Genomic DNA, 22,523 nt, shown 5'->3' with positions numbered 1-22,523 from the left:
ATTAAACAATAGGCTAGTTTTTATAACTGTTACCACTAACCTCGAGCTTGATTTCGACCACATTCCTTTGCCTCGAACAGCAAAACGTCAGCCTTTTCAAGCAATGGCGCTATGTTGCCGTTTTCAAGGTCTTTAGCAGCTGCAACACTATAACCTATACTTATTGACACAGTACCTTCAACACCTTTTTCGTGCGTAATCACGGCAGCTCTTACCGCGTCAACAAGTTGCTCGGCAACATACTTTACGCCGCATCTATCAGTGTATGGCAGTAACACAAGAAACTCCTCACCACCAAAACGAACAATTGTATCTTTAGGGCGCTTGACTGTTTGTCGAATGATATTAGCAACCCGTTTTAGACAGGTGTCACCTTCGAGATGCCCATAAGTGTCGTTAAAGCGTTTGAAATAATCGATATCGATCATTAATGCACCAATTTCAGCGTCGTCTCTGGCAATTTGCTTCACCGTTAACGGTACTTCATTGGTGAGGTACATTCTGTTGTAAAGACCCGTTAACTGATCGTGAAATGTCATTCTTTCCAGGAAATCAGTGCGAAGCTTATTTTGAACATGGGTTTTTATTCTGTGAATAAGCGTTGTCGCATTCACTGGCTTTACAACGAAGTCAGACGCCCCTACTTCCCAACATGTGTTTTCGCTACTTTCATCTAATGTCGCTGTCACAAAAATAACGGGAATGTGTTGAGTTCTCGAGTCGTTGCGCAGTGCTGTGCACACTGCGGGGCCATCGAAATCAGGCATATTCATGTCAAGCAACACCAAATCCACATCGTGCTGTTGGCAATGCGCTAGTGCCTCGTAGCCAGAAGTCACAGAATCACACAGAAAACAGGGCTCAAGGATGGTTTCCAACACGGCACAACTCATTGGCTCATCATCAACAATAAGCACGTTGCACTGTGAAAAAGGCGTTATTTCATTTTGATTCATGTAAAGAAAAACTTCGATGGCTAAGAAATGAACAACTACCATCGACGCCTAATAAAGCGCAGGGGCTCTACTGAGGCGACTAGGCTCTGGTGTTATGATGAGGCTTTTATGAAGCCATAAGGCGAAAATACAGCGTCTTGACTTTCGGTATACATTACAAGCGTAATCACGCTGTGTCTACAACTTTAGTCTAATAAGCAGCAAGTTTCAGAAGAAGTAGTGTAAATGTTTATTAAACCCTACATTGAGGTGTGTGATGCTGTGATAAATACAGAACGTATGTTAGAGGCTAAATATAAGTTCAAGCTACTGCGCTTTTTACTATATATTTTTCGAAAAAAGAATCTAACGTAATGGGTTTACACATATAGTACCCTTGCCCATAATGACAACCCAACTCTTGCAGTGAGTCATAGTGAGCCTTCGTTTCTATCCCTTCAGCAACAATTGTAAGGTCTAAGCTCAACGCCAGTTGTACAATAGCGGTTACGATATCATACGCTTGCTGCTCTTTATCCATATCAATAACAAACGAGCGGTCAATTTTCAGAACATTGAGTGGAAATTGTCTGAGGTATGAAAGACTAGAGTAGCCTGTACCAAAATCGTCCAGCGCTATTGTAACTCCCAACGATGCAAGTGAATTTAAAATAGTACGTGTTTGTTCAAAGTCGTGCATTAAAGCCGATTCTGTTACTTCTAACTCTATCGACGACGGCAAAATACCTGCCTCATCAATTATTTGCTTAACTTCTGTTGCAAAACCAGGGTCGGCTAGTTGCTTAGCAGCTACATTTACCGCCACCTTCAAATCGACACCTTTTGTATTGCATTTAGCAACAAACTCACAACTTTTCCGTAATACTTGTTTACCCAACAAATGAATTAAGCCGGTTTCCTCAGCAAGAGGTATAAATGCATCTGGCCCAATTACATTTCCGTTTTCATCAAATAACCTTACTAAAGCTTCAGCGCTTATTACGTCGCTACAACTAAACTTGTATTTTGGCTGCAAATACACCGCTAGCAAGTCATTGTCGAGCGCATTACGCAAACAAATCTCTGTCTCAACTCTATGGTGCATGGCGTGCTGTAAGTCGTGTGAAAAAAAGCTAAATGTATCTTTACCCTTCGACTTCGAACGATACATCGCGGTGTCTGCATGACGCATCATTTCTTCAGCATTAGCAGCATCTTGTGGGTACAGGCTTATGCCAATACTAAGACTCAGTTGATGTGACTTACCGTCAATTTCAATGGGTTCACGACCTTTTTGCAGACACTTCATCGCAATACTGTCCGCACTAAAACCCATACCGTTATCTGTTAAGAGGCAGGCAAACTCGTCACCACCTACTCTGGCAAGGGTAGCATTCTCTCCCATCGCTGCACTTAAACGCTTCGCCACGGAAGCTATAATAAAGTCGCCTATTTGATGCCCAAGGCTATCATTTAAATACTTAAAATTATCGATATCAATCAGCATCAGCGCTACGCTTTGTTTAGCATTGAAACTACGTGTAATAGCCTGCATCACACGATCGTGAAGCAACACGCGATTCGGTAAACCGGTTAACTGATCGTGATTGGTAAGGTGGGTCATTTTGACAGCCATCTCTACCGCCTCAGACACATCTTGGAAAACAATAACAGCACCCAGCAAGTTGCCATGATCATCTATTATTGGTGAGGCGGTATCTTCTACTCGAAATATCTGATTATGCCTGCTTACTAGGGTAGCGTTATATGCCATTGCTACAGGCCGACGTACCTCAAGTGCATAAATTGCTGGGTTCAGCATTACGTTATTCGTTGTCGCGTCCCTCAGGTTCATAACGACGTTGATAGGTTGTCCTAGTGCTTCGGCCTCAGAATAGCCGGTAAGGCGCTGTGCAACTGGGTTTATAAAAGTGATATCACCAGATGCATCGGTTGAAATTACGCCATCAGCAATCGACCGAAGCGTAACATCAAGCTGCTTTTTTTCCGCCTCTAACTGTCCATTCATCGCCGATAGCATGTCGCTTTGCGCCTGTATAGTTAGGTGATTTTTAACCCGCATACGGCAAAGCGTGACATCAATTGGTTTTGAAATGAAATCTATGGCACCTAATGAAAGAGCTGTTGTTTCGTGCTCAGAGTCACTGTGCGAGGTGATAAAAATGACGGGGATTGACGCAGTGTTGGCATAGGACTTTAGCTGTTCGCATACATCGAAACCTGATAGTCCAGGCATACTGACATCTAAAAGAACAAGTGCAGGCTGCGTTTTCGCTACTACAGAGAATGCTTCAGCACTATCTGAAACAGTAATAACATGCGCTAGCGCTTCAATAGCACTTTCTAACATAAGTAGCGTTGTTGGCTCGTCATCAATGACGACGACAGTTTGTTTCTCAAAATCCATGAGCGCTATCTTAAAACCAAAACGTCGTTTAAGTATTAGCGATGATCTTCGAAAGCGAATTATACTTTAGTATAAAAATAATTTATAAATTCTTAAAGAAGGCTAAACTTATGGTGTTCAAAGTACCTATCGTGTTTACTAAGAAAAATGAACGACTAATTTCAGTAAGGGAAGCGTTGAATGAGTTTAAGCGAACTGACAGAAGAATATAGTAAAGACAAGCTATGGAACAAAAAAGCAGCTCTCGCAAGACTGGCGGGAAACGAAACGCTACTAAATCGTATCGTGGGTATGTTTTTAGAACAAATAAACAGTAAGCAGGATGCACTCAACGACGCTATCACGAGCAAAGATATTGAAGCTATTCGATTTACTAGCCACGCGATGAAGGGCGTATCGGGCGATGTTGGGGCAGACTTAGTAAGAGAACAAGCGGCGTTTATCGAACAGAAAGCAAAGCAAGGCGACATTGATAACGCAACCGAAGACAACAAAAAACTCGCTGAACTCATAGATGAAACCACGTCACTGATGCGCGCTGAAACCAACATCAGCTAAATCAAACACCTGACTTGAAAACCACGTAGCTAGTGGTTTTCTTTAGACTTCACATATTGTCTATCTGCTCAATAAACGTTTGTTTCACTTCTTCGGGTAAAAAGCTTGCCGTAAAGCTGTTTTTCGCTAATGTTTTAATGTCGTCGCCCGTGATTGGCAGTGCCTCACAAAGCGCGTGATAATTGTCATTTAAGAAACCTCCGAAATAAGTGGGGTCATCTGAATTTACTGTTACCAGCAGCCCATAGCGCAAAAGCTTTAGGATATTATGCTTTTTCATGTTATCAATAACGCATAGCTTAAGGTTACTTAGCGGGCATACGGTAAGTGGAATTTGCCTTTCTTTCAAATAACGCATTAGCAATTCGTCTTCCTGACATCTCACGCCATGGTCAATGCGGTCCACTTCAAGTAGTTTTATTGCTTCCCAGATGTACTCGGCAGGCCCCTCTTCTCCAGCGTGCGCAACAATTTTAAAGCCCATCGATTTCGCTTTTTTAAAGACGCGCTCGAATTTAGAAGGAGGATGACCTAGTTCAGAGCTGTCCAAGCCCACCGCTTGAATGTGTGCATAATATGGCGCCGCAGCTTCAAGCGTTTCAAAGGCGCTTTCTTCAGAAAGATGACGCAGAAATGACATGATTAAATAGCTTGATATACCAAACTCATCCTGTGCCTTTTGCATTGCACGTAAAAAACCGGGCATAAAAATATCGAAACCAATGCCTCGCTCTGTATGCGTTTGCGGGTCGAACATAATTTCAGTATGAACTATGTTTTCCTCGTGGCATTTAACCAAGTACGCCCACATTAGCGAGAAAAAATCATCTTCGTCTTTAAGTACGCCCGCACCCGCGTAGTAAAGGTCAAGAAAACTTTGTAAGTCTTTGAAGTTATACGCTGCGGCTATTTCTTCCACGCTAGCGTAAGGTAATGTTACACTGTGCTTTTCTGCTAGGCGCCACATTAATTCAGGCGTTAAGCTGCCTTCAATATGTAGGTGCAGTTCGGTCTTCGGTATGTTTTTAATTATTGAAGAAAGTGACATGGTCCCTCGCATTTTTATGCACCACGTTAATGCACGTGTTCGTTCTTGGTGCTAAGTAGTTTATCTGTATTGCGCGCCGTTGACGAGTATTCAACGTTTGTTGACAGTATTTACTGCGTTACTGACGCATCTTGTCATATCGCACACATTATTGTGTGTCGTCTAGCTAAGTAAAGTTAGCACAAAGCAAGCCATAAAGCTGACTACATGGTCAATTTCTTGCTACGAAAATATAACCAACTAAAAAGCTAGAAAACTAGCTAAAAACAAAACGCACATAACCATTACAAAAGAGACCTTTCGATGTCCACAACTATTCTTGAACGAGTTTTCAAGCTCGAACGGCACGGCACAACAATAAAAACAGAAGTGTTGGCAGGCCTTACTACCTTTGCTGCAATGTCTTACATTCTTGTTGTTAACCCCGGCATTCTTGGGCTTAGCGGCATGCCAACTGAAGGCCTTATAACCGTTACTGCCATTGCCGCTTGTTTGGGTACTTTGGTTATGGCGCTTATGACTAATTACCCCGTTGCACTTGCCCCAGGTATGGGTTTAAACGCATTCTTTGCTTTCACCATATGTTTAGGAAGAGAAGTACCTTGGGAGGCTGCCCTAGGCATTGTATTTTGGAATGGCATTTTATTTTTAATTCTTTCATTAACGGGTGTAAGAACCAAAATTGCTGAAACTATCCCTGCATCACTCAAAATTGGCGTGCAATGTGGTATAGGGTTGTTTATTGCTTTTATTGGCCTAAAAAATGCTGAACTCATTGTTGATAACCCGGCTACATTTGTTCAATTAGGCGACCTATCGAACCCTGCCGTATTACTCGCGCTTGCCGGAATTATTTTCACTGTAGTGCTTATGGTTAAACAGGTTGCGGGGGCAATTCTAATTTCCATTGTAGCGCTGACGGTGATTGGCGCTTTTATTCCAACAGAAACCGGCATGCTGACTGCTGCGCCAAACGCCGTTGTAGGAATGCCTGAATCAATCTCCAATACATTTATGGCCATGGACTTTTGGTATCCAATCGATCACTTCGCTGAAACCTGGGATTTAATTTTCGCACTTATGTTCGTAAACATGTTCGACACTATCGGTACGCTAATTGGGGTTTCTAGAAAGGCAAACCTTTTAGACGAAAAAGGAAAGCTACCTAAAATGGGCGCCGCTATGACTGCAGATGCATCTGCAAGTGTTGTAGGTGCTGTAGTAGGCACATCACCTGTTACAAGTTATGTCGAATCGGCAACGGGTGTCTCTACCGGCGGGCGCACAGGCTTAACCGCGCTTGTTGTTTCGGCCTGCTTTTTACTGTCGTTGTTTCTTACTCCGCTTATGAAAGTTATTCCGCTTATGGCAACCACGCCTGCGCTGGTAATGGTGGGCATTTTAATGATGGAATCGATTAGGCAAGTAGACTTTGATGACTTGGGCGCGCTTGCCACTGCATCCGTTGCACTTCTTGTTATGCCACTTACGTTCAGTATCAGCGAGGGCATTGCACTTGGTTTTATTACTTACGTAGGTGTAAAGGTAGGTACAGGTAAATTTAAAGAGGTTACGCCATTAACTTATATTCTTGCCGCCGTGTTCTTGGCACGCTATATACTTGATTTGAAGTAACACGTATATCGCTGTTAAAATGAGAAAGGTGGCCTGTATGGACCACCTTTTTTGTATTTAAATTTATGCACTATAGCGATTATTTTAACCCGTCGTAGGTGAAGGTAACCGCCTTATCAGCCATGAAAACGACTTTCACGTGCTTTGCTTCTTCATTACCCCATACACAGGCCAATGTGCCAAGGGTTTTGCCGCAGTTGTCAGCTGAACCCAATATCGATTCCACCTGTTCCTGAGTCATACCCATTTCAAGCATGTCGTAGTTTTCTTTAGTTAGCTTTGAACAGCCTGTAAGTGCAAGAGCACCTAATAAAACCATTGCCAAATTACGTTTCATAACTATTTCCTTTATTGCAATGCCTACTAAAAGGCTACGTATTTTTATTAATTGGATGGTGCGCCAGCCAATGTTTTGCAATGTCTTCGCGCGTTGCAATCCATACTTTGTCGTGTGATTTAATATACTCAATAAAACGCTTTAACGCAGCTATACGTGCGGGTCGACCGATAATGCGGTTATGCAGTCCAATAGACAGCATTTTAGGTGCATTTTCGCCTTCTTCATAAAGCACATCGAAAGCGTCTTTAAGATAAGTAAAAAACTGTTCACCACTGTTAAACCCTTGCGCAGTAGCAAAGCGCATATCATTGGTATCAAGCGTATACGGCACCATTAAAAGTGGTTTAGCATAATGACAATCGTAATAAGGCAAATCGTCGGCGTAGGAATCGGCACAATATAAAATATCGTCTCGCTCCGCTATTAGCTTCAACGTGTTAGGGCTTGTTCTACCCGTGTACCAACCGCGCGGCTTTTGCCCTGTAAGTTGTTCGTGCAAAAGAATTGCATCGTCAATTTGTTTGCGCTCTTCATCCTCTTGCATGTCTTGATAGTGTATCCAGCGCATGGCATGGCTAGCAATTTCCCAGTTGGCATCAAGCATTGCCTTCACCGCCTCAGGGTGACGCTGCATTGCCATTGTCACGCCAAATACCGTAACAGGAATTTCATAGTCACACAGCAACCTATGAAGACGCCAAAAGCCTGCTCGGCTGCCGTATTCGTAAATTGACTCCATACTTAAATGGCGGTCTTTATAAGCTTGTGCACCTATTATTTCTGACAAAAACACTTCGGAGGTGTCATCGCCATGCAAAACGCAGTTTTCTCCACCCTCTTCGTAATTTACCACGAACTGCACGGCGATTTGCGCGTTATTAGGCCATTTTGCATGAGGAACGTGCTGCCCATAGCCCTTTAGATCTCTTGGATAAATTTTATCCACCATGTTTGCCACGGTACGCTTCTGGCACAGTAAGGCCGCAGCCGCCTAGTATAATTTGTACGACTTGGTTGGTCGCTTGTTCAAAGTCGGCCTTTGTCATCTTTTTGCCTCGAAGGCGCGTGATTTGAGCTGAGAAATCAGCGTAGTGCTGAGTACTAGCCCAAATGGTATACAGCAGGTACTCCCCTTCCACTGAAGGCAGTTTACCGGCGCGAACCCAAGCATCGATTACGGCTAAACGGCCTTTCATCCATAAGCCATGCTCTTCATCGAAATAACCACTTAAATTCTGTGCGCCATTGATAATTTCCATCGCAAAAATCTTCGATGCCAACGGATGAGTTCGCGACACTTCCATTTTCTCAGCAATGTAGGTAGCAAGTACCTCTGCTGGGTCGTCATCTACCGTTGCTTTATCGAAATGTGAATTCCATAGCGACAGTGTCTCTTCAAGTACTGCTACGTATAACTCCTGTTTGGTTTTGAAATAGTACAATACATTGGTTTTAGGTAAGCCCGCTTCATCTGCAATTTTTTGCACAGCAGTGCCTTTAAACCCAAATTGAGCAAAACATTTTTCAGCAGCTTGCAGTATTTTTCTTCTATTCATAGCGCCGACGCCAGCGTCGGTACTCTTTACCTTTATCATTCTGTTTTTAATTCCTTTGCAACGCTTTTAGTACCCAAGCAAGGCATCTTAATGTTATATCAATAACTCATCATTTAAAAAAGTATACATGTCTTGTAGGTTCAAGCCTATTGCTCGATAGTTTGAAAGTTACTAGAGTGTTTTGGCCTTCCAGGTACGTTTTTTGTTCATTCCAAGCGAGTTTCAGGCAGCAATAGTACTTTTAGCAACATGCAAGTTTGCATATTCCTTTTCTAGCTCCGTGTTTCCGATTTCCCTCTGCGCCAATTTCTCTGCGCTAACCTTTTTGTGTTATTGCGACGCTGTCTGTACGACAAGGCTACATGTACTTTTTTAAGATAAGCCAATAAGTAGCACGATAATTGCTTGACCAAATGGTCAATAAAGCTAATTACCAAAGTTGGACATCACCATGCTAACTTTTTTAAAGCAATTATTTGACCACATGGTCTACTTTTATGGTAAAAATACCGCTATATTTATGAGAATACAAATTACAATAACAGGAAGGTGTGAGCATGATTCGCTTTCTTATTAATCAAGACATTGTTGAAATTGATGAAGCAAGAGCCGATCTCACTCTTCTACAGTTTATCAGAGAACATCGCAGTCAAACCGGTACAAAAGAAGGATGTGCTGCAGGAGACTGCGGTGCATGCACAGTGGTACTTGCAGAACCAGCAGCAAACAAAAATGGAGCACTGCACTATCGAACGGTGAATAGCTGTATTACGTTATTGAGCGCCGTTCATGGCAAGCAGCTTTTGTTCGTTGAACATCTCAGTGACAAGAGCGCTAAAGGAGAAAAAGGCCAGCTTCACCCTGTACAGCAAGTACTCGTCGACCATCATGGGTCCCAATGCGGGTTTTGCACGCCAGGTTTTATCATGTCTATGTTTGCACTTTACCACAACGGTGCGCAGCCCGATTCAGATGAGCATAGAGCGCCTAACAGAGACGATGTGTTAAATGCATTGTCGGGTAATTTGTGCAGGTGCACAGGCTACAGACCTATTATCGATGCAGCACTTTCTGCATGCCAGCAGCCACCAGACGATAAGTTCTCTAAAGCGGCAGCACAAACCCTCGCTATGCTTACGTCTTTGAAATCTACTGCGCTGGGCACAGGCAATATTCTTATGCCCACCTGCAGGGAAACGCTACGAAACGCTATAGAAACCCACCCCACAGCACAGCTTGTTGCTGGCAGCACCGATTTAAGTCTTCAGTTTACGCAACAACTTAAAAACGTTGAAACTCTGATCAGTGTGTCGAACGTTGATTCATTGCTCCATTGCACCAAAACAGATCATTCTTTGCTTATTGGTGCAGCCATGCCCATAAATGATGTTGTGTCGCCGTTACTTAACCATTTTCCACAAGCCGCAGAACTTATTACCCGTTTTGCCTCGCTGCCAATACGAAATCAGGCCACCATAGGCGGGAATGTGGCGAATGCGTCACCTATTGGTGATTTACCGCCACTGCTTTTGGCATTGGGTGCGGTAATACACATAGATAATGGAGAAAACGAAAGAACCGTGCCCATTTCTGCGTTTTTTACTGGCTACCGCCAGACAACACTTCAGCACGGAGAGTGGATAAGCGCCATTGAGCTGCCTTTGCCAAACCATATTCAGCATTTAGCAGCATATAAAATATCGAAGCGATTCGAAGATGATATCTCAGCAGTATGCGCCGTTTTTAATGTGACATTAGACAACGACATTATTGTTGCGTTAGAAGCCGGTTTTGGCGGTGTAGCAGCAACACCAATGCAGTGTGAAGCACTGTCGAATACGTTAAAAGGAAGACGCTTTTCAAGTAGCGAATGCTTGAGTCTAGGAAAACAGATCCTTGAAACTGCGTTTGCTCCAATAGACGACGTGCGCGCTAGTGCCAATTATCGCAAAACCGTACTATCCAACTTATGGCATCGTTTTTGGCTAGAAAACCAGACAAACAATGAGATAGCAACTCGGGTGGTGCAGCATGCGTAAATTAATTGAAACCACCACTTCTGAACAATCATCAACAAACGTGGTTCACGTAACAAAGAAGCATGAAAGTGCAGTTAGGCAGGTGCAAGGCACGGCGAATTATGTGGATGATTTAACCGAGCCTCAGGGTACGCTATATGCTGCCGTTGGGCTTAGTCAAGTTGCCAAAGGCACTCTTGTTTCAGTAGCACTTGATGATGTGCGTAACAGTGAAGGTGTTGTTGATGTCATCACCATAGATGACGTGCCAGGCCACAAAGACATTGGCCCTGTTTTTGAAGGCGACCCTTTGCTGGCTAACAAAGAAATTAAGTTCTACGGGCAACCTATTTTTGCCGTTTTAGCAACTTCTGTACAACTAGCGCGCAAAGCCGCGATGAAAGGCAAGGTTGAAGTACAAGAAGCAACACCTAACCTTACAGCGCACCAAGCGCACCAAGCTAAAACCTTTGTGCGCCCCATGCACCGTTTCGGACTAAATGCTGACAAAGTAAAGCAAACGCTAGCATCTTGCAGCAATGCGGTTTTTGGTTCGCTTAGTATTGGCGGTCAAGAACATATGTATCTTGAAGGACAAGTTAGCTTAGCAGTGCCAGATGAAGAAGACAGGATGAAAATTTATACGTCTAGCCAACATCCCAGCGAAGTACAAAAACTGGTTGCTGAAGTGCTAGATGTAAAGCTTCACCGTGTAATGGTTGATATGCGTCGCATGGGCGGCGGTTTTGGCGGAAAAGAAACACAGGCAGCACAATGGGCCTGTATTGCCGCTCTGCTTGCACAAAGAAATCGACGTGCTGTAAAGCTGCGACTCCCCCGCTTCACTGATATGCACGTTACCGGCAAACGCCATCCTTTCGAAAACGCGTTCAATGTTGCGTTTGATAACACGGGTAAAATAGAAGCCGCTCAAATAGATATTAACGGTATATGTGGTCATAGCCCTGATTTATCAGATGCAATCGTCGATAGAGCGATGTTCCATGCTGATAACGCCTACTTTTATGGCTGCAGCGATATTGTGGGTCATCGCTTGCAAACCAATATGGTTTCTCATACCGCCTATCGAGGATTTGGCGGACCGCAAGGCATGATCATGGCCGAGGCAATAGTAGATAAAATAGCGCGCAAACTTGGCGTCGACCCACTATCGGTTAGAAAACGTAATTTGTATGGCACTTCCACAGGTACCACCACACCCTACGGTATGGATGTAGGTGCACAAAGCAATCTGTTGCCTGAAATGATGGCGAAATTAGAACATGATGGTGAGTACTGGGCGCGTAGAGAGTCAATAAACGAATTTAATAGAACTAGCCCTGTTATTAAAAAAGGGTTAGCGCTTACGCCAGTTAAATTCGGCATATCCTTTACTGCTAAGCATCTTAACCAAGCTGGTGCACTTGTGCACATATACACTGACGGCAGCATTCAGGTTAATCACGGCGGCACCGAAATGGGCCAAGGTCTACATACCAAGATAGCGCAAATTGCGGCAAACGAATTTGGTGTAGGTTTGGATATGATTGAGGTTACCTCTACACGCACCGACAAAGTGCCAAATACGTCGCCTACAGCCGCCTCAAGTGGCACCGATTTGAATGGTAAAGCAGTACAAAATGCCTGCCAAACGATAAAAACGCGCTTAGCGGATTGTTACGCTTCGTCTTTAGGATGTCCCGATGAAGCAGCCAATGTCTGTTTTGAAAATGGTGATGTGACATTAAACGGGCAATCTTTGGCGTTTTCAGACCTTGTACAGAAAGCTTATTTTGAGCGCGTTTCATTATCATCAAGTGGCTTCTATCAAACGCCAAAATTGCAATATAACCGAGAAAAAGGTGAAGGACGTCCGTTCTTTTATTTCGCCTACGGCGTTTCCATGAGCGAAGTTTCAATTGATACCTTAACTGGTGAGTATTGTGTTGACCGTGTAGACGTTATTCACGATGTTGGAAACAGCTTAAACCCTGCTATAGATATTGGCCAAATAGAGGGCGCTTTTATTCAAGGAATGGGCTGGCTAACAACAGAAGACCTTAAGTGGAATAAGGACGGTAAGTTGATAAGCGAAAACATGGCAACCTATAAAATCCCTGCCATTGGAGACACGCCTAAGATTTTTAACGTATCGCTGTTTGGTAAAGAAAACACTGAGGATAGCATTTACCATTCTAAAGCGGTGGGTGAACCACCGTTTATGCTGGCTATCTCAGTATGGTGTGCCATTAAAGACGCCATTTCAAGCTTATCGGGCTACACCTGCGATCCGCAGCTAGACACACCTGCCACACCTGAACGGGTGCTTGATGCTGTACTTAAAACGCAATTAGCCATGTCTGCCACGGCCGCTGTTGGTCAGACAGATACATGTGAGGAAAGCGAGTGAGTGCTTCATATGAGTAAGAATAACATGCGCCCTCAACGTTGGTATGAGGGCATTGAGCAATGTCAGCAGTGTAATGAAGCGTACGTGCTAGTTACGGTGGTAGGTGCTGCAGGCTCCACGCCAAGAGAAACCGGAAGCAAAATGGTGGTTACGGCTGGCGACTGCATTGATACCATTGGCGGTGGGCATTTAGAATTCGACGCGATAAAACGCGCACGAGCGCTTCTTGCTGAAGGAAAACCTTGTACATTACTTCACAGCTACCCGCTAAGTAGCTCACTGGGTCAGTGTTGTGGCGGCGCCATGAAAGTACTTTTCGACGTGTGTAATGTTCATCAACAACATATTGCTATTTTTGGCGCAGGTCACGTAGCCCAAGCACTCGTCCCTATCTTAGCCCAGTTGCCGTTGCGGATATCTTGGATTGATAACCGCGAAGCTATGTTTCCCGAAAATGTACCAAGCAATGTTACGGTTATTGTCGAAGATGAACCAGAGAGCGAAGTGCCTCACCTTGATGACAATAGCTGGCTGATAATTCTTACTCACGATCATCAGCTTGATTATCGCATTGTCGAAAAGGCGCTATCTTACGCTTCCCTTCCCTTTGTAGGCCTTATTGGCTCTCAAACCAAAGCAAAGCGATTTCTAACTAAGCTGCAACACCGCGGGTTTGATGCTAAAGCACTTTCTCGGCTGCATTCTCCTATTGGAGATACAAACATTCCGGGGAAGCGCCCTATTGAGGTGGCAGTATCAATCTCTGCCCAGATTATTGCTCGACTACACAGTTCGGCTGAAGGTACGACTGAAAATACCATTGAAAGTACGGTTGGAAATACGATAGAGAGCACGATAAAGAGTGTGGTACGAGCCACGGCTGAGAGTAAGAGCATAAACACCAACGTAACAAATCAGCTACCCGCAGCCGCAAATAAGGATGAATCTGTTGACACTAAATGAGTTAAACACATTGGATAATACAAGTGCTTACACGTGGTTTGAACAATGCTGCGCAGCGCCACAATGGATACAACAAATGGTAGCAGCGAGACCCTATTATACGCTTGTTGAACTTCGTGCTGCGGCAGAACTTGCATGGAGCAAGTGTTCTGAAAGTGACTTCATAGAAGCGTTTAAAGCACACCCAATGATTGGAGATGTAGACTCATTGCGAAAAAAATTCGCAAACACTAAAACCATTGCAGCAGGTGAACAATCGGGTACGGCCGCAGCCTCAGAACAAGTATTACAGCAATTAAAAAGCGCTAATCACGCGTATTTAAATACGCACGGATTCATTTTTATTATCTGTGCTACTGGACTAAGCGCTGAACAAATGCTTACTGAGCTGGAAAAGCGACTGCCTAACACTACTGAGCAAGAGATCCAAAATGCTGGTGCAGAACAAATAAAAATTACGCTTTTGCGCCTGAATAAGGCTCTGGCAATTAACTAATGCGAACTATTAACTAATTAGGGCGTTAAGAGATAATCATGAATACACTTTCAAGCCATGTACTAGATACTACCTTGGGCAAGCCTGCACAAGGTATTGCACTTACACTTACTTGTCCCGACGGTAATCAATTAAAAGGCATTACCGATGCAGATGGCCGTTTTAACGACTGGTTTTCAGGCGAAAAAGCAACATTCCCTGCCGGTGTTTATACGCTGCGCTTCCACTGTACCCCCTATTTAGAAGCGCGACATGGAAAGTGTTTTTACCCGCATATCGATATTACTTTTGAGTTAGAAGAAAACGGTGGTCACTATCACGTGCCATTGCTTATTTCACCATTTGGCTTTAGTAGCTACAGAGGCAGCTAACAAACATGCAGCTATTTCGCGCAAGCATTGCGCACTTTCCTACACAAACCAGCAATTTTGAAAAAGACATTGTTACCTTCAAAGACGGCGGGTTATTAGTAGACAATAAACATATTGTGGATATTGGCGAATTCAGCCAACTTTCATCGCGTTATCCAGCCGTAGAGGTTGTTGATTTTTCTGGTAAGTGGATTTTACCGGGACTGATCGACAGTCATTTGCATTATCCACAAACACAAAGCATTGCACATTATGGTGAGCAGCTTCTAAGTTGGCTAGAGAATTATACTTTTCCCACTGAAATGCAGTTTGCCGATAAGGCTCACGCTAATACCATTGCAGGCATATTCTTAAACCAGCTTCTTAAAAACGGTACGACAACAGGTTTGGTATTTACCACCGTACATAAAGAAAGCTGCACTGCTTTGTTCAACGCCGCAAGTAAGTTAGACATGGCAATGATTGCTGGCAAAGTGTGCATGGACAGAAATTGTCCTTCTCCTTTACAAGACACTGCACAAAGCGCTCAGCAAGACTGTGCAAACCTTATTGAAACCTGGCATAACAAAGGCAGAAACCGATATGCCCTAACACCGCGGTTTGCACCAACCAGTACCCCAGAACAGTTGGCAGCGATTGGTGAGCTTGCACAACAATATAAAGATGTCTTTATTCAAACGCACTTGTCAGAAAACCTTGATGAAATAGCCTGGGTTAAACAGTTGTTTCCCAACGCTGCCGGCTATCTTGATGTATATGACAAGTTTAACCTTGTGCGCGAGCGAGCGGTTTTTGGCCACGGTATTCATTTAAATGCAGATGAATGGGCCCGCTTGGGTGAATCTAATGCAAGTATTGCCTTTTGTCCTACTTCAAATTTGTTTCTAGGCAGTGGCCTATTCGATATGGCATCGGCTAAAGCTAATGATGTTCATGTTGCACTGGCGACCGATGTTGGTGCAGGTACTACGTTTAATATGTTTAAAACCTATGGTGACGCATACAAAGTAAGTCAACTTCGTCACGCGCCTATTTGCCCATTAGAAGGCTTCTATTTAATGACGCAAGGCGCGGCCAAGGCTCACGTGCTCGACCACGAAATTGGGAACTTAAATGCGGGCACCGTTGCCGATTTCATCGTTGTTGAACCGCGATTTGACGAGCTTACAGCGCTTCGTATAGACCAGAACGCTGCGTTTGATGACGTATTTTTTGCACTTAGTATTTTGGGTGATGACCGCGCAATTGCACAAACATGGGTAAGTGGACGATGCTGTTATAAGAAACCGGTGTAACAACTGCGTTTAAGGTTAGACTGCTACTGTGAATAAGGAGAATAATAATGCCGTGGCTAGATTGGTTGAATTTGTTTGTTCGTTGGTTCCATGTAATAGCGGGCGTAGCATGGATTGGGGCGTCTTTTTATTTTATTTGGTTAGACAATAATTTACGTACTCCCCCCAAATGGAAGCAAGACAAAGGCATTAAAGGCGATTTGTGGGCCATTCACGGCGGCGGTTTTTACGAAGTAGCCAAATATGCATACGGCCCAGAAAAAATGCCTGAAACCCTTCACTGGTTTAAATGGGAAGCTTACACAACATGGCTGTCGGGCTTTGCACTACTTATTATTGTGTACTACTTTGGCGCATCGGCGTATTTAATAGACCCATCAGTGAACGCAATATCGCCATCTACAGCCATTACCCTAGGACTTGGTCTTATTTTTGGTGGCTTAGCGCTATATGAGGCAGCCTGTCGCAGTCCTCTAGCGAAGTTTCCTGTGGCATTTGGAATAGGTTTAGTCGCGCTAATTTGTGCTGCAAGTTACTTATCAACACAGTGGTTTAGCGGCAGAGGAGCCTATATTCACGTTGGTGCACTTATCGGCACTATTATGGCTGGGAATGTATTTTTCAACATCATGCCAAATCAACGTAAAATGGTGGCTGCTGTAGCGCAAAAGAAAGATATCGATCCTTCTTGGGGAGCCAGCGCAAAGTTGCGCTCTGTGCACAATAACTATTTCACCCTTCCACTGCTGTTCATCATGATTTCTAATCATTACCCAATGACGTATCAGCATGAGCAAAGCTGGCTTGTACTTATTGCCCTAATGGCCGCAGCGGCATGGATTAGGCACTTTTTTAACCTGAAGCACGCTGGTACATCTAAGCCCAGCATCTTAGTGTCTGGTGCAGTTGCTATGCTAGCTATTACGTTTTGGGTTTCGATGCCTCAAGGTGAAAACATCACTGAACCCATGCAGACAGATGCGTTGCCAAACGGAGGCACTTCACAAACTACTAGCCTACAACAAACAGTCTCTCAAGAAATCATAACAAGTACTATTAACACGCATTGCGTTAGTTGCCACTCTAGAACGCCTACCGATGATATTTTCAAAGTAGCCCCAATGGGCGTTGTGTTAGATTCTTGGGGCGACATTGAGCGTTTTGCACCACAGATTATGCGCAGAACGGCAGTTACCAAAGATATGCCGTTTATGAATAAAACCAAGATGACAGAAGAAGAAAGACAGCTTATCGCACTTTGGTTTAAGCAGAACTATCAGCAGTAAACGAACTAAACGGCATGTAACGTAAAAAAGTGGGGCAAAAATGCCCCACTTCTTTTACATCATTAAAAACTGACCCATTCACATTAGCCACTGTGGCTTTCAGACCAGATCCTTAATCGCTCAAGTATATCAAGTGCAGAGCGGCCAAATTCAGTTAAGCTATACTCAACCGCAATGGGGCGAGTATCGATGACTTCTCGGTGCACCATGCCATTGTTCTCAAGCTCTTTCAGTCGTTGGTCGACCATTTTTCGACTAGCTCCGCCAAGCATGCGGCACAAATCGTTGAATCGTACCGGATCATCTTTCAAATGATAGATAATAGAACCCGTCCATTTACCGCCAATTAAGCGCATGCCGCGTTCAATAGCACATGGCTCAGTACACGTATTTAGTACTGTTTTTCTGCCACTTGCGTCGGTATTTATTTCACTGTTCATTTTGACCTCATGGAACGCTGCGAGTTATTTAAAAGAAACTAGTCACTAAAAGTATACTAATTGCTTTGTTAAACAAGGTAACTAAAATATATCACACATTGAAATGCAGCTAAAAGCCTGTCGCATCTTATGCAGCTATATTATACGGCTATACTCCATTGGTGTTTGATTAAAAGTGATAATGAATACTGGTAACAAAAGATTCTGAACCAGGGTTAATATCACCTAAGCCGCCGTTGGAAATGTGCCCTATTTCGGCTTCTAGAGACACCTGTTGGTTCAGTCGATACATTGCAGACAGTGAAGAATAAAACTCAATGGAATCACCTAAGTCTTCAGACTCATCAACGATACCAGCGTGAAACGCCACGCGTACGGAGAAATCGCCATACGCATAAACATCTTTTGCTGCACCAACAGCAAAATAGTGCTGGCTTTCATCGGCAGTAATTAACATTACGGTTGGACGTATGCCGTAGTAATCTTCTAAAGGTTTATGAATGTAAGCGGTATGTAAGGCATGGCGGTCTGCATTGTCAAAGAGATTCCACACGGCTGCACCTACTTTAAGTTCACTGTCACTAGGTAAAGCGAAGGCTGAAAAAGAGAGAAGCGAAGAAAGAGCAATAAATACAGTAGCAAGTGTTTTAAGGTATGTTTTCATGGTAATAGTATTCTTAATAAAAGCGTTAAATAACGGTCCATTTAATCCGTGTTTTTTGTCCTTGAGTTGAAAATGGTTATTAAGTTACCTTTTTCAACCTGATAAACTTTAGTAACCTTATAACGATGAAGAAATAGAAATTCGAAATTGATTTAAATGGCTGTAAGTGAAGCAAGGAATAAAAGTAGCTATGACGATTGAAGAAAGTAAAAATGCGGCAAAAGTGCTGGTTCTGTTTGCTCATCCAGCACAAGCGCGCTCAGAAGTTAATATTCCTCTATTTGCTGACGCAAAGAAAAACAAACACGTTACTGCTGTAGATTTGTATGCAGAATATCCCGACTTCAATATCGATATTGAGCAAGAACAACAACGGCTAATAGACCACGACGTTATCGTTTTTTTATATCCTCTGTACTGGTATTCAACGCCGTCTATTTTGAAAGAATGGCAAGATTTAGTGCTTGAATATGGTTTCGCCTACGGACATGGCGGCACAGCATTAAAAAACAAAGTTTTTTTATGTGCCATAACAGCGGGGGGCAAAGAAGAGGCGTATCAGTCAGATGGCTTTAATCACTTCACCATTCGCCAGTTATTGCAACCCCTTGAGCAAATGGCCAGCATAACCAACATGACCTATCTTGCCCCCTTTGCCCTGTTTGGCTCTCGCACCGCACAGGAAGAGCATCGCATTAATACGCATCGCCAGAAGTGGAGAACACTTCTAGAAAAACTGGTCACTAACTCGCTCGATATGGAAAAGGCAACAACCATCGAAAACCTTGCCGATTTGTGCACACAAAAAGGAGAATAGAATGACCGGCTACTTTTTATATGCATTTATCTATTTAGTGGCAGCGGTCATCGCCGTGCCTGTGGCTAAGCGTTTGGGTCTTGGCTCTGTATTGGGTTACTTAATTGCGGGCCTAATAATTGGCCCTGTTTTCGGACTTGTTGGCGATGAAACTACCACCATTCAGCATTTTGCTGAATTTGGTGTAGTGATGATGTTGTTTTTAGTTGGGCTTGAGTTAGAGCCTAGGTCGCTATGGGCTATGAAATCGAAATTACTGGGCCTTGGTGGTTTGCAGTTGGGCTTAACCACTGCCCTTATCACCGGTGCCGCCATTGCGCTTGGTCAACCATTTGGCATATCACTTACCATTGGATTAATATTCGCATTATCGTCCACCGCTATTGTGCTTCAAACATTTCAAGAAAAGGGATTACAACAAACTGAAGGGGGCAAAAGCGCGTTTTCTGTTTTGCTTTTTCAAGACATTGCCGTTATCCCAATGCTTGCGCTCATCCCGCTTCTTGCTATTCCCGAGCTTGCATCAAGTGTTGCTGAGCACGGTGGACAGGAGCATGGTGGAGGGCACGACAGTTTAAGCCTAGTAGATGGTTTACCACCCTGGGCATATGCCTTAGTCATTATTGCATCTGTTGCGTTTGTTACGGTTGGTGGTCATTTCTTGAGCCGCCCTTTATTTAAATTTGTTGCCGCATCCAACTTAAGGGAAATCTTCACCGCTACTGCGCTTATGCTTATTATCGGTATAGCTGCACTTATGGGGTTGGTTGGGCTATCACCAGCACTTGGCGCCTTTTTGGCCGGCGTCGTACTTGCTAACAGTGAATTCAGGCACGAGCTCGAAGCGAATATAGAACCGTTTAAAGGGTTATTGCTAGGGCTGTTTTTCATTACCGTAGGCGCGGGCATTAATTTTAGCGTTCTGTCAGAAAATGTTGGTCTGATTACTGGGCTCACCTTAGCCGTTATGCTGGTAAAGGCAATAGTGCTTTACGTGATTGCTGTAGTTTTCAAAATACGTAATAGCAATAAATGGCTATTTACACTCAGCCTCGCGCAAGCCGGCGAATTCGGTTTCGTTTTACTAAGTTTTGCTTCACAAAACAATGTATTACCCAGCGATATTATTGCTGTACTGTCTTTGGTTGTCGCTATTTCTATGTTCTTAACACCAGGGCTGTTTATTCTATTTGATAAAGCCATAATGCCGCGCTACCGGGGCGGTCAGAACCAGCGTGAAGAAGATACAATTGAAGAGCAAGGTTCTGTGGTTATTGCAGGTATTGGCCGTTTTGGGCAAATTATCAACCGTTTACTGGTTGCCAATGACGTAAAAACCGTGGTGCTTGATATTCGTTCTGAGCAAATTGACTTAATTAGACGAATTGGTACGAAAGCGTACTTTGGTGACGCGTCCAAGCCTGATATTTTGCATACCGCGGGGGCTCATGAGGCTTCGCTACTTATCATTGCAATAGATGATAGAGACACCGCCGCAGAAATGGTGAAATACACAAAGCATGCCTACCCCAATGTTAAAGTGTTAGCGCGGGCTTTTGACCGTGGTCATGGCTATCGCCTTCGACAGCTTGGCGCCGATTATGTGGTGTCAGAGACCTACCATTCAGCACTCGAGATGGGAGCTGAAGCCTTAAGGTCGCTGAACACGCATCCATTTTATGTTGAGCGCCAAAAAATGGCCTACAAGAACATTGAAGATCAGCAAAACGACGTGCTTTATCACGCATGGGTTGACGATGCCAGCGGCGAACGCGTAGACAATAACTATTTAAAACTGTTTGTTGAGCTGGAGTCACTTATTGAAAAAGCGCTTAAAGCCGATTTACATGATAAACACTCAAAAATGCGCGGATGGACGCCACCGCCTAAGGGCTACGCTGAAAAGCTGGCGCACGATGAAAAACCTGATGAAGAGTAAACTTATCTTTTAATTACTGTTTTATCGCTAAAAAGCTGATCGAAACCTACAATAATCGCTATAACAGATAACACAGCTCGTTTTTTGCAACGTTATGGACACTTTTTGCGACGTTATGGACATTTTTTACCGCGTCATAGACATCACGTTTACCTGTAGCAAAAAACACCTACGCATTAATACGGAGAGTTACCATGTTCTTTTTAAAGGGTATTCGTAAAAACAACGCCATAGTTGTTGTGATTGTCGCGCTTCTCGGTTTATCCGCTTGTGAAGACAAGCCTAATGCCCCCAAAGCCGCAGACTACACGCCCGTTACCCTTTACGAAGTGCAGCACTCAGACGAGACCATTGCTAAGTTTCCAGGCCAAGTAGAAGCCGCCGAGTACTCTAACTTATCGTTTCGTATGGGCGGGAAGTTACAAGAATTGTTAGTTAAAGCCGGTGAAGAGGTGTCTGAAAACCAGTTGATTGCGCGCCTTGACGACAGAGATGCAAAAGCACAGCTTGCCAATGCCCAGTCACAATTCGACGTTACTTCCGCCATGTTTGAACGTATGCAGGCATCTGTGGAAAAAGGCGCTGTAAGTCGTTCAGCGTTTGATGAAGCAAAAGCCAACTTCCTATCGGCAAAGGCAAGTTTAACCAACGCGCAGGATCAGCTTAGTTACACCGAACTACGAGCCCCTTTTGCGGGTTTAATTGCGTCTGTTCCCGTTGAAAATTATCAAGTCATTGTTCCTCAGCAAACTATCGCTGAGCTTCATTTGCCGGGCGCTATAGACGTTACCTTTCAATTACCAGAACAAAAAATGCGTATGATCGACCGCTCACGCGCAAGAGAAAATCGTAGTTCAGATATTGCATGGGTTACCTTTTCGGGCATGCCTGAAAAGCGCTACTCGGCCATGTACAAAGACCACGAGAGTACGACTCGTCAGGGCGAACTAAGTTATGACGTCACTATCACCCTACCCGACCCGAGCGACGTCAACATACTGGCGGGCATGAGTGCAACGGTTTTGTTAGATATGTCTAAGTTAATCGAATCAGACGCGAAATTATGGCTTGTGCCTTTTGGAGCAGTCGTTACCGATAATGCAGAGCCTAACAAGGCCATTGTATGGCGCTTTAAAGCCGACACCAATGACAATAAAAAAGGCACTGTTGAGCCTGTTAACGTGTTTATTGCGCGCGGTATTTCTAACGGCTTATTGGTTGAAGGGCCTCTTAGTGACGACGACAGGATTGTTGCAGCGGGGGCGCACTTAGTAAAAGAAGGCCAACGAGTAACGGAGTGGACGAAAGAAGGAGGCCTATAATT

Annotated in this window: 20 protein-coding genes; 12 read left to right on the top strand and 8 right to left on the bottom strand. The window is 43.9% G+C overall.

Annotated elements, in window-relative coordinates:
* Positions 1 to 35 precede the first annotated feature (35 nt).
* Both ACGHAV_RS00200 and ACGHAV_RS00195 read right to left on the bottom strand, forming a co-directional pair.
* Positions 36 to 956, bottom strand: coding sequence for a diguanylate cyclase (locus tag ACGHAV_RS00200; RefSeq protein WP_390374832.1), 921 nt, complete (start codon positions 954 to 956; stop codon positions 36 to 38).
* A gap of 301 nt (positions 957 to 1,257) precedes the next feature.
* The gene (locus ACGHAV_RS00195) at positions 1,258 to 3,363 is read right to left on the bottom strand and encodes an EAL domain-containing protein (protein ID WP_390374830.1); all 2,106 of its coding nucleotides are present in this window, start codon (positions 3,361 to 3,363) and stop codon (positions 1,258 to 1,260) included.
* A 180-nt stretch (positions 3,364 to 3,543) separates the two neighbouring features.
* Here ACGHAV_RS00195 and ACGHAV_RS00190 point away from each other — a divergent pair, with 180 nt between their 5' ends.
* The gene (locus tag ACGHAV_RS00190; protein WP_390374827.1) at positions 3,544 to 3,921 is read left to right on the top strand and encodes an Hpt domain-containing protein; all 378 of its coding nucleotides are present in this window, start codon (positions 3,544 to 3,546) and stop codon (positions 3,919 to 3,921) included.
* Positions 3,922 to 3,970: 49 nt separating this feature from the next.
* On the opposite strand, the gene ACGHAV_RS00185 is transcribed toward ACGHAV_RS00190, so the two are convergent.
* Positions 3,971 to 4,969 carry an adenosine deaminase gene (locus ACGHAV_RS00185; protein ID WP_390374824.1) on the bottom strand — a complete coding sequence of 333 codons (999 nt, stop codon included), beginning with the start codon at positions 4,967 to 4,969 and terminating at the stop codon, positions 3,971 to 3,973.
* 303 nt (positions 4,970 to 5,272) lie between these two features.
* Here ACGHAV_RS00185 and ACGHAV_RS00180 point away from each other — a divergent pair, with 303 nt between their 5' ends.
* The gene (locus ACGHAV_RS00180; protein WP_390374821.1) at positions 5,273 to 6,604 is read left to right on the top strand and encodes an NCS2 family permease; all 1,332 of its coding nucleotides are present in this window, start codon (positions 5,273 to 5,275) and stop codon (positions 6,602 to 6,604) included.
* Positions 6,605 to 6,683: 79 nt separating this feature from the next.
* Here the strand turns inward: ACGHAV_RS00180 and bamE are convergent, their stop codons facing one another.
* From bamE to ACGHAV_RS00165, 3 genes are read right to left on the bottom strand one after another with little or no spacing between them, the layout of a single operon-like run.
* Positions 6,684 to 6,941 (bottom strand): outer membrane protein assembly factor BamE, encoded by a 258-nt coding sequence (bamE, locus tag ACGHAV_RS00175; RefSeq protein ID WP_390374818.1) that lies wholly within the window; start codon positions 6,939 to 6,941, stop codon positions 6,684 to 6,686.
* A gap of 34 nt (positions 6,942 to 6,975) precedes the next feature.
* Positions 6,976 to 7,893 (bottom strand): allantoinase PuuE, encoded by a 918-nt coding sequence (gene puuE, locus ACGHAV_RS00170; protein WP_390374815.1) that lies wholly within the window; start codon positions 7,891 to 7,893, stop codon positions 6,976 to 6,978.
* The gene (locus ACGHAV_RS00165) at positions 7,883 to 8,539 is read right to left on the bottom strand and encodes a TetR/AcrR family transcriptional regulator (RefSeq protein ID WP_334015087.1); all 657 of its coding nucleotides are present in this window, start codon (positions 8,537 to 8,539) and stop codon (positions 7,883 to 7,885) included. The genes puuE and ACGHAV_RS00165 overlap by 11 nt, the downstream gene beginning before the upstream one ends.
* Before the next feature lie 518 nt (positions 8,540 to 9,057).
* Between ACGHAV_RS00165 and xdhA the strand changes: the two genes are divergently transcribed.
* From xdhA to ACGHAV_RS00130, 7 genes are read left to right on the top strand one after another with little or no spacing between them, the layout of a single operon-like run.
* Positions 9,058 to 10,539, top strand: a complete 1,482-nt coding sequence (gene xdhA / locus ACGHAV_RS00160; protein ID WP_390374811.1) for a xanthine dehydrogenase small subunit — start codon at positions 9,058 to 9,060, stop codon at positions 10,537 to 10,539.
* Positions 10,532 to 12,928, top strand: coding sequence for a xanthine dehydrogenase molybdopterin binding subunit (xdhB, locus tag ACGHAV_RS00155; RefSeq protein WP_390374808.1), 2,397 nt, complete (start codon positions 10,532 to 10,534; stop codon positions 12,926 to 12,928). The genes xdhA and xdhB overlap by 8 nt, the downstream gene beginning before the upstream one ends.
* 9 nt (positions 12,929 to 12,937) lie before the next feature.
* The gene (gene xdhC / locus ACGHAV_RS00150) at positions 12,938 to 13,891 is read left to right on the top strand and encodes a xanthine dehydrogenase accessory protein XdhC (protein ID WP_390374805.1); all 954 of its coding nucleotides are present in this window, start codon (positions 12,938 to 12,940) and stop codon (positions 13,889 to 13,891) included.
* Positions 13,878 to 14,387, top strand: coding sequence for a 2-oxo-4-hydroxy-4-carboxy-5-ureidoimidazoline decarboxylase (gene uraD / locus ACGHAV_RS00145; protein WP_390374802.1), 510 nt, complete (start codon positions 13,878 to 13,880; stop codon positions 14,385 to 14,387). The genes xdhC and uraD overlap by 14 nt, the downstream gene beginning before the upstream one ends.
* A gap of 38 nt (positions 14,388 to 14,425) precedes the next feature.
* On the top strand, positions 14,426 to 14,758 hold the full coding sequence (uraH, locus tag ACGHAV_RS00140) for a hydroxyisourate hydrolase (protein WP_390374799.1): 333 nt from the start codon (positions 14,426 to 14,428) through the stop codon (positions 14,756 to 14,758).
* A gap of 5 nt (positions 14,759 to 14,763) precedes the next feature.
* Complete coding sequence (guaD, locus tag ACGHAV_RS00135; RefSeq protein WP_390374796.1) at positions 14,764 to 16,053, top strand: guanine deaminase; 1,290 nt, start codon at positions 14,764 to 14,766, stop codon at positions 16,051 to 16,053.
* 47 nt (positions 16,054 to 16,100) lie between these two features.
* Positions 16,101 to 17,339 (top strand): urate hydroxylase PuuD, encoded by a 1,239-nt coding sequence (locus tag ACGHAV_RS00130; RefSeq protein ID WP_390374793.1) that lies wholly within the window; start codon positions 16,101 to 16,103, stop codon positions 17,337 to 17,339.
* Between the two features lie 83 nt (positions 17,340 to 17,422).
* Here the strand turns inward: ACGHAV_RS00130 and ACGHAV_RS00125 are convergent, their stop codons facing one another.
* Positions 17,423 to 17,779, bottom strand: a complete 357-nt coding sequence (locus tag ACGHAV_RS00125) for a winged helix-turn-helix transcriptional regulator (protein WP_390374790.1) — start codon at positions 17,777 to 17,779, stop codon at positions 17,423 to 17,425.
* Between the two features lie 169 nt (positions 17,780 to 17,948).
* Entirely contained in the window at positions 17,949 to 18,443 is a 495-nt protein-coding gene (locus tag ACGHAV_RS00120; RefSeq protein ID WP_390374787.1) for an acyloxyacyl hydrolase, read from the bottom strand.
* 190 nt (positions 18,444 to 18,633) lie between these two features.
* Between ACGHAV_RS00120 and ACGHAV_RS00115 the strand changes: the two genes are divergently transcribed.
* From ACGHAV_RS00115 to ACGHAV_RS00105, 3 genes are all read left to right on the top strand, one after another.
* Complete coding sequence (locus tag ACGHAV_RS00115) at positions 18,634 to 19,260, top strand: NAD(P)H-dependent oxidoreductase (RefSeq protein ID WP_390374784.1); 627 nt, start codon at positions 18,634 to 18,636, stop codon at positions 19,258 to 19,260.
* A 1-nt stretch (position 19,261) separates the two neighbouring features.
* Positions 19,262 to 21,199: a monovalent cation:proton antiporter-2 (CPA2) family protein gene (locus ACGHAV_RS00110; RefSeq protein ID WP_390374781.1), complete on the top strand. Its 1,938-nt coding sequence runs from the start codon at positions 19,262 to 19,264 to the stop codon at positions 21,197 to 21,199.
* A gap of 194 nt (positions 21,200 to 21,393) precedes the next feature.
* Positions 21,394 to 22,521: an efflux RND transporter periplasmic adaptor subunit gene (locus ACGHAV_RS00105; protein ID WP_390374778.1), complete on the top strand. Its 1,128-nt coding sequence runs from the start codon at positions 21,394 to 21,396 to the stop codon at positions 22,519 to 22,521.
* The last annotated feature ends 2 nt before the right edge of the window (positions 22,522 to 22,523 follow it).

It is taken from the genome of Alteromonas sp. MTD1 (assembly GCF_042848195.1).
In the GTDB taxonomy this organism is placed as follows: domain Bacteria; phylum Pseudomonadota; class Gammaproteobacteria; order Enterobacterales; family Alteromonadaceae; genus Alteromonas.
Note: the sequence above shows the minus strand (reverse complement) of the source record. Positions and strands in the feature narration are given on the sequence as shown.

Bases quoted from the DNA above. Each gene is read 5' to 3' on its own strand.
- ACGHAV_RS00180 (WP_390374821.1), top strand. From the start codon at position 5,273: ATGTCCACAACTATTCTTGAACGAGTTTTCAAGCTCGAACGGCACGGC.
- ACGHAV_RS00130 (WP_390374793.1), top strand. From the start codon at position 16,101: ATGCCGTGGCTAGATTGGTTGAATTTGTTTGTTCGTTGGTTCCATGTA.
- ACGHAV_RS00200 (WP_390374832.1), bottom strand. From the start codon at position 956: ATGAATCAAAATGAAATAACGCCTTTTTCACAGTGCAACGTGCTTATT.
- ACGHAV_RS00190 (WP_390374827.1), top strand. From the start codon at position 3,544: ATGAGTTTAAGCGAACTGACAGAAGAATATAGTAAAGACAAGCTATGG.
- uraH (WP_390374799.1), top strand. From the start codon at position 14,426: ATGAATACACTTTCAAGCCATGTACTAGATACTACCTTGGGCAAGCCT.
- ACGHAV_RS00125 (WP_390374790.1), bottom strand. From the start codon at position 17,779: ATGAACAGTGAAATAAATACCGACGCAAGTGGCAGAAAAACAGTACTA.
- ACGHAV_RS00195 (WP_390374830.1), bottom strand. From the start codon at position 3,363: ATGGATTTTGAGAAACAAACTGTCGTCGTCATTGATGACGAGCCAACA.
- bamE (WP_390374818.1), bottom strand. From the start codon at position 6,941: ATGAAACGTAATTTGGCAATGGTTTTATTAGGTGCTCTTGCACTTACA.
- puuE (WP_390374815.1), bottom strand. From the start codon at position 7,893: ATGGTGGATAAAATTTATCCAAGAGATCTAAAGGGCTATGGGCAGCAC.
- ACGHAV_RS00110 (WP_390374781.1), top strand. From the start codon at position 19,262: ATGACCGGCTACTTTTTATATGCATTTATCTATTTAGTGGCAGCGGTC.
- ACGHAV_RS00185 (WP_390374824.1), bottom strand. From the start codon at position 4,969: ATGTCACTTTCTTCAATAATTAAAAACATACCGAAGACCGAACTGCAC.
- ACGHAV_RS00105 (WP_390374778.1), top strand. From the start codon at position 21,394: ATGTTCTTTTTAAAGGGTATTCGTAAAAACAACGCCATAGTTGTTGTG.
- xdhA (WP_390374811.1), top strand. From the start codon at position 9,058: ATGATTCGCTTTCTTATTAATCAAGACATTGTTGAAATTGATGAAGCA.
- ACGHAV_RS00115 (WP_390374784.1), top strand. From the start codon at position 18,634: ATGACGATTGAAGAAAGTAAAAATGCGGCAAAAGTGCTGGTTCTGTTT.
- ACGHAV_RS00120 (WP_390374787.1), bottom strand. From the start codon at position 18,443: ATGAAAACATACCTTAAAACACTTGCTACTGTATTTATTGCTCTTTCT.
- ACGHAV_RS00165 (WP_334015087.1), bottom strand. From the start codon at position 8,539: ATGATAAAGGTAAAGAGTACCGACGCTGGCGTCGGCGCTATGAATAGA.
- xdhC (WP_390374805.1), top strand. From the start codon at position 12,938: ATGAGTAAGAATAACATGCGCCCTCAACGTTGGTATGAGGGCATTGAG.
- xdhB (WP_390374808.1), top strand. From the start codon at position 10,532: ATGCGTAAATTAATTGAAACCACCACTTCTGAACAATCATCAACAAAC.
- guaD (WP_390374796.1), top strand. From the start codon at position 14,764: ATGCAGCTATTTCGCGCAAGCATTGCGCACTTTCCTACACAAACCAGC.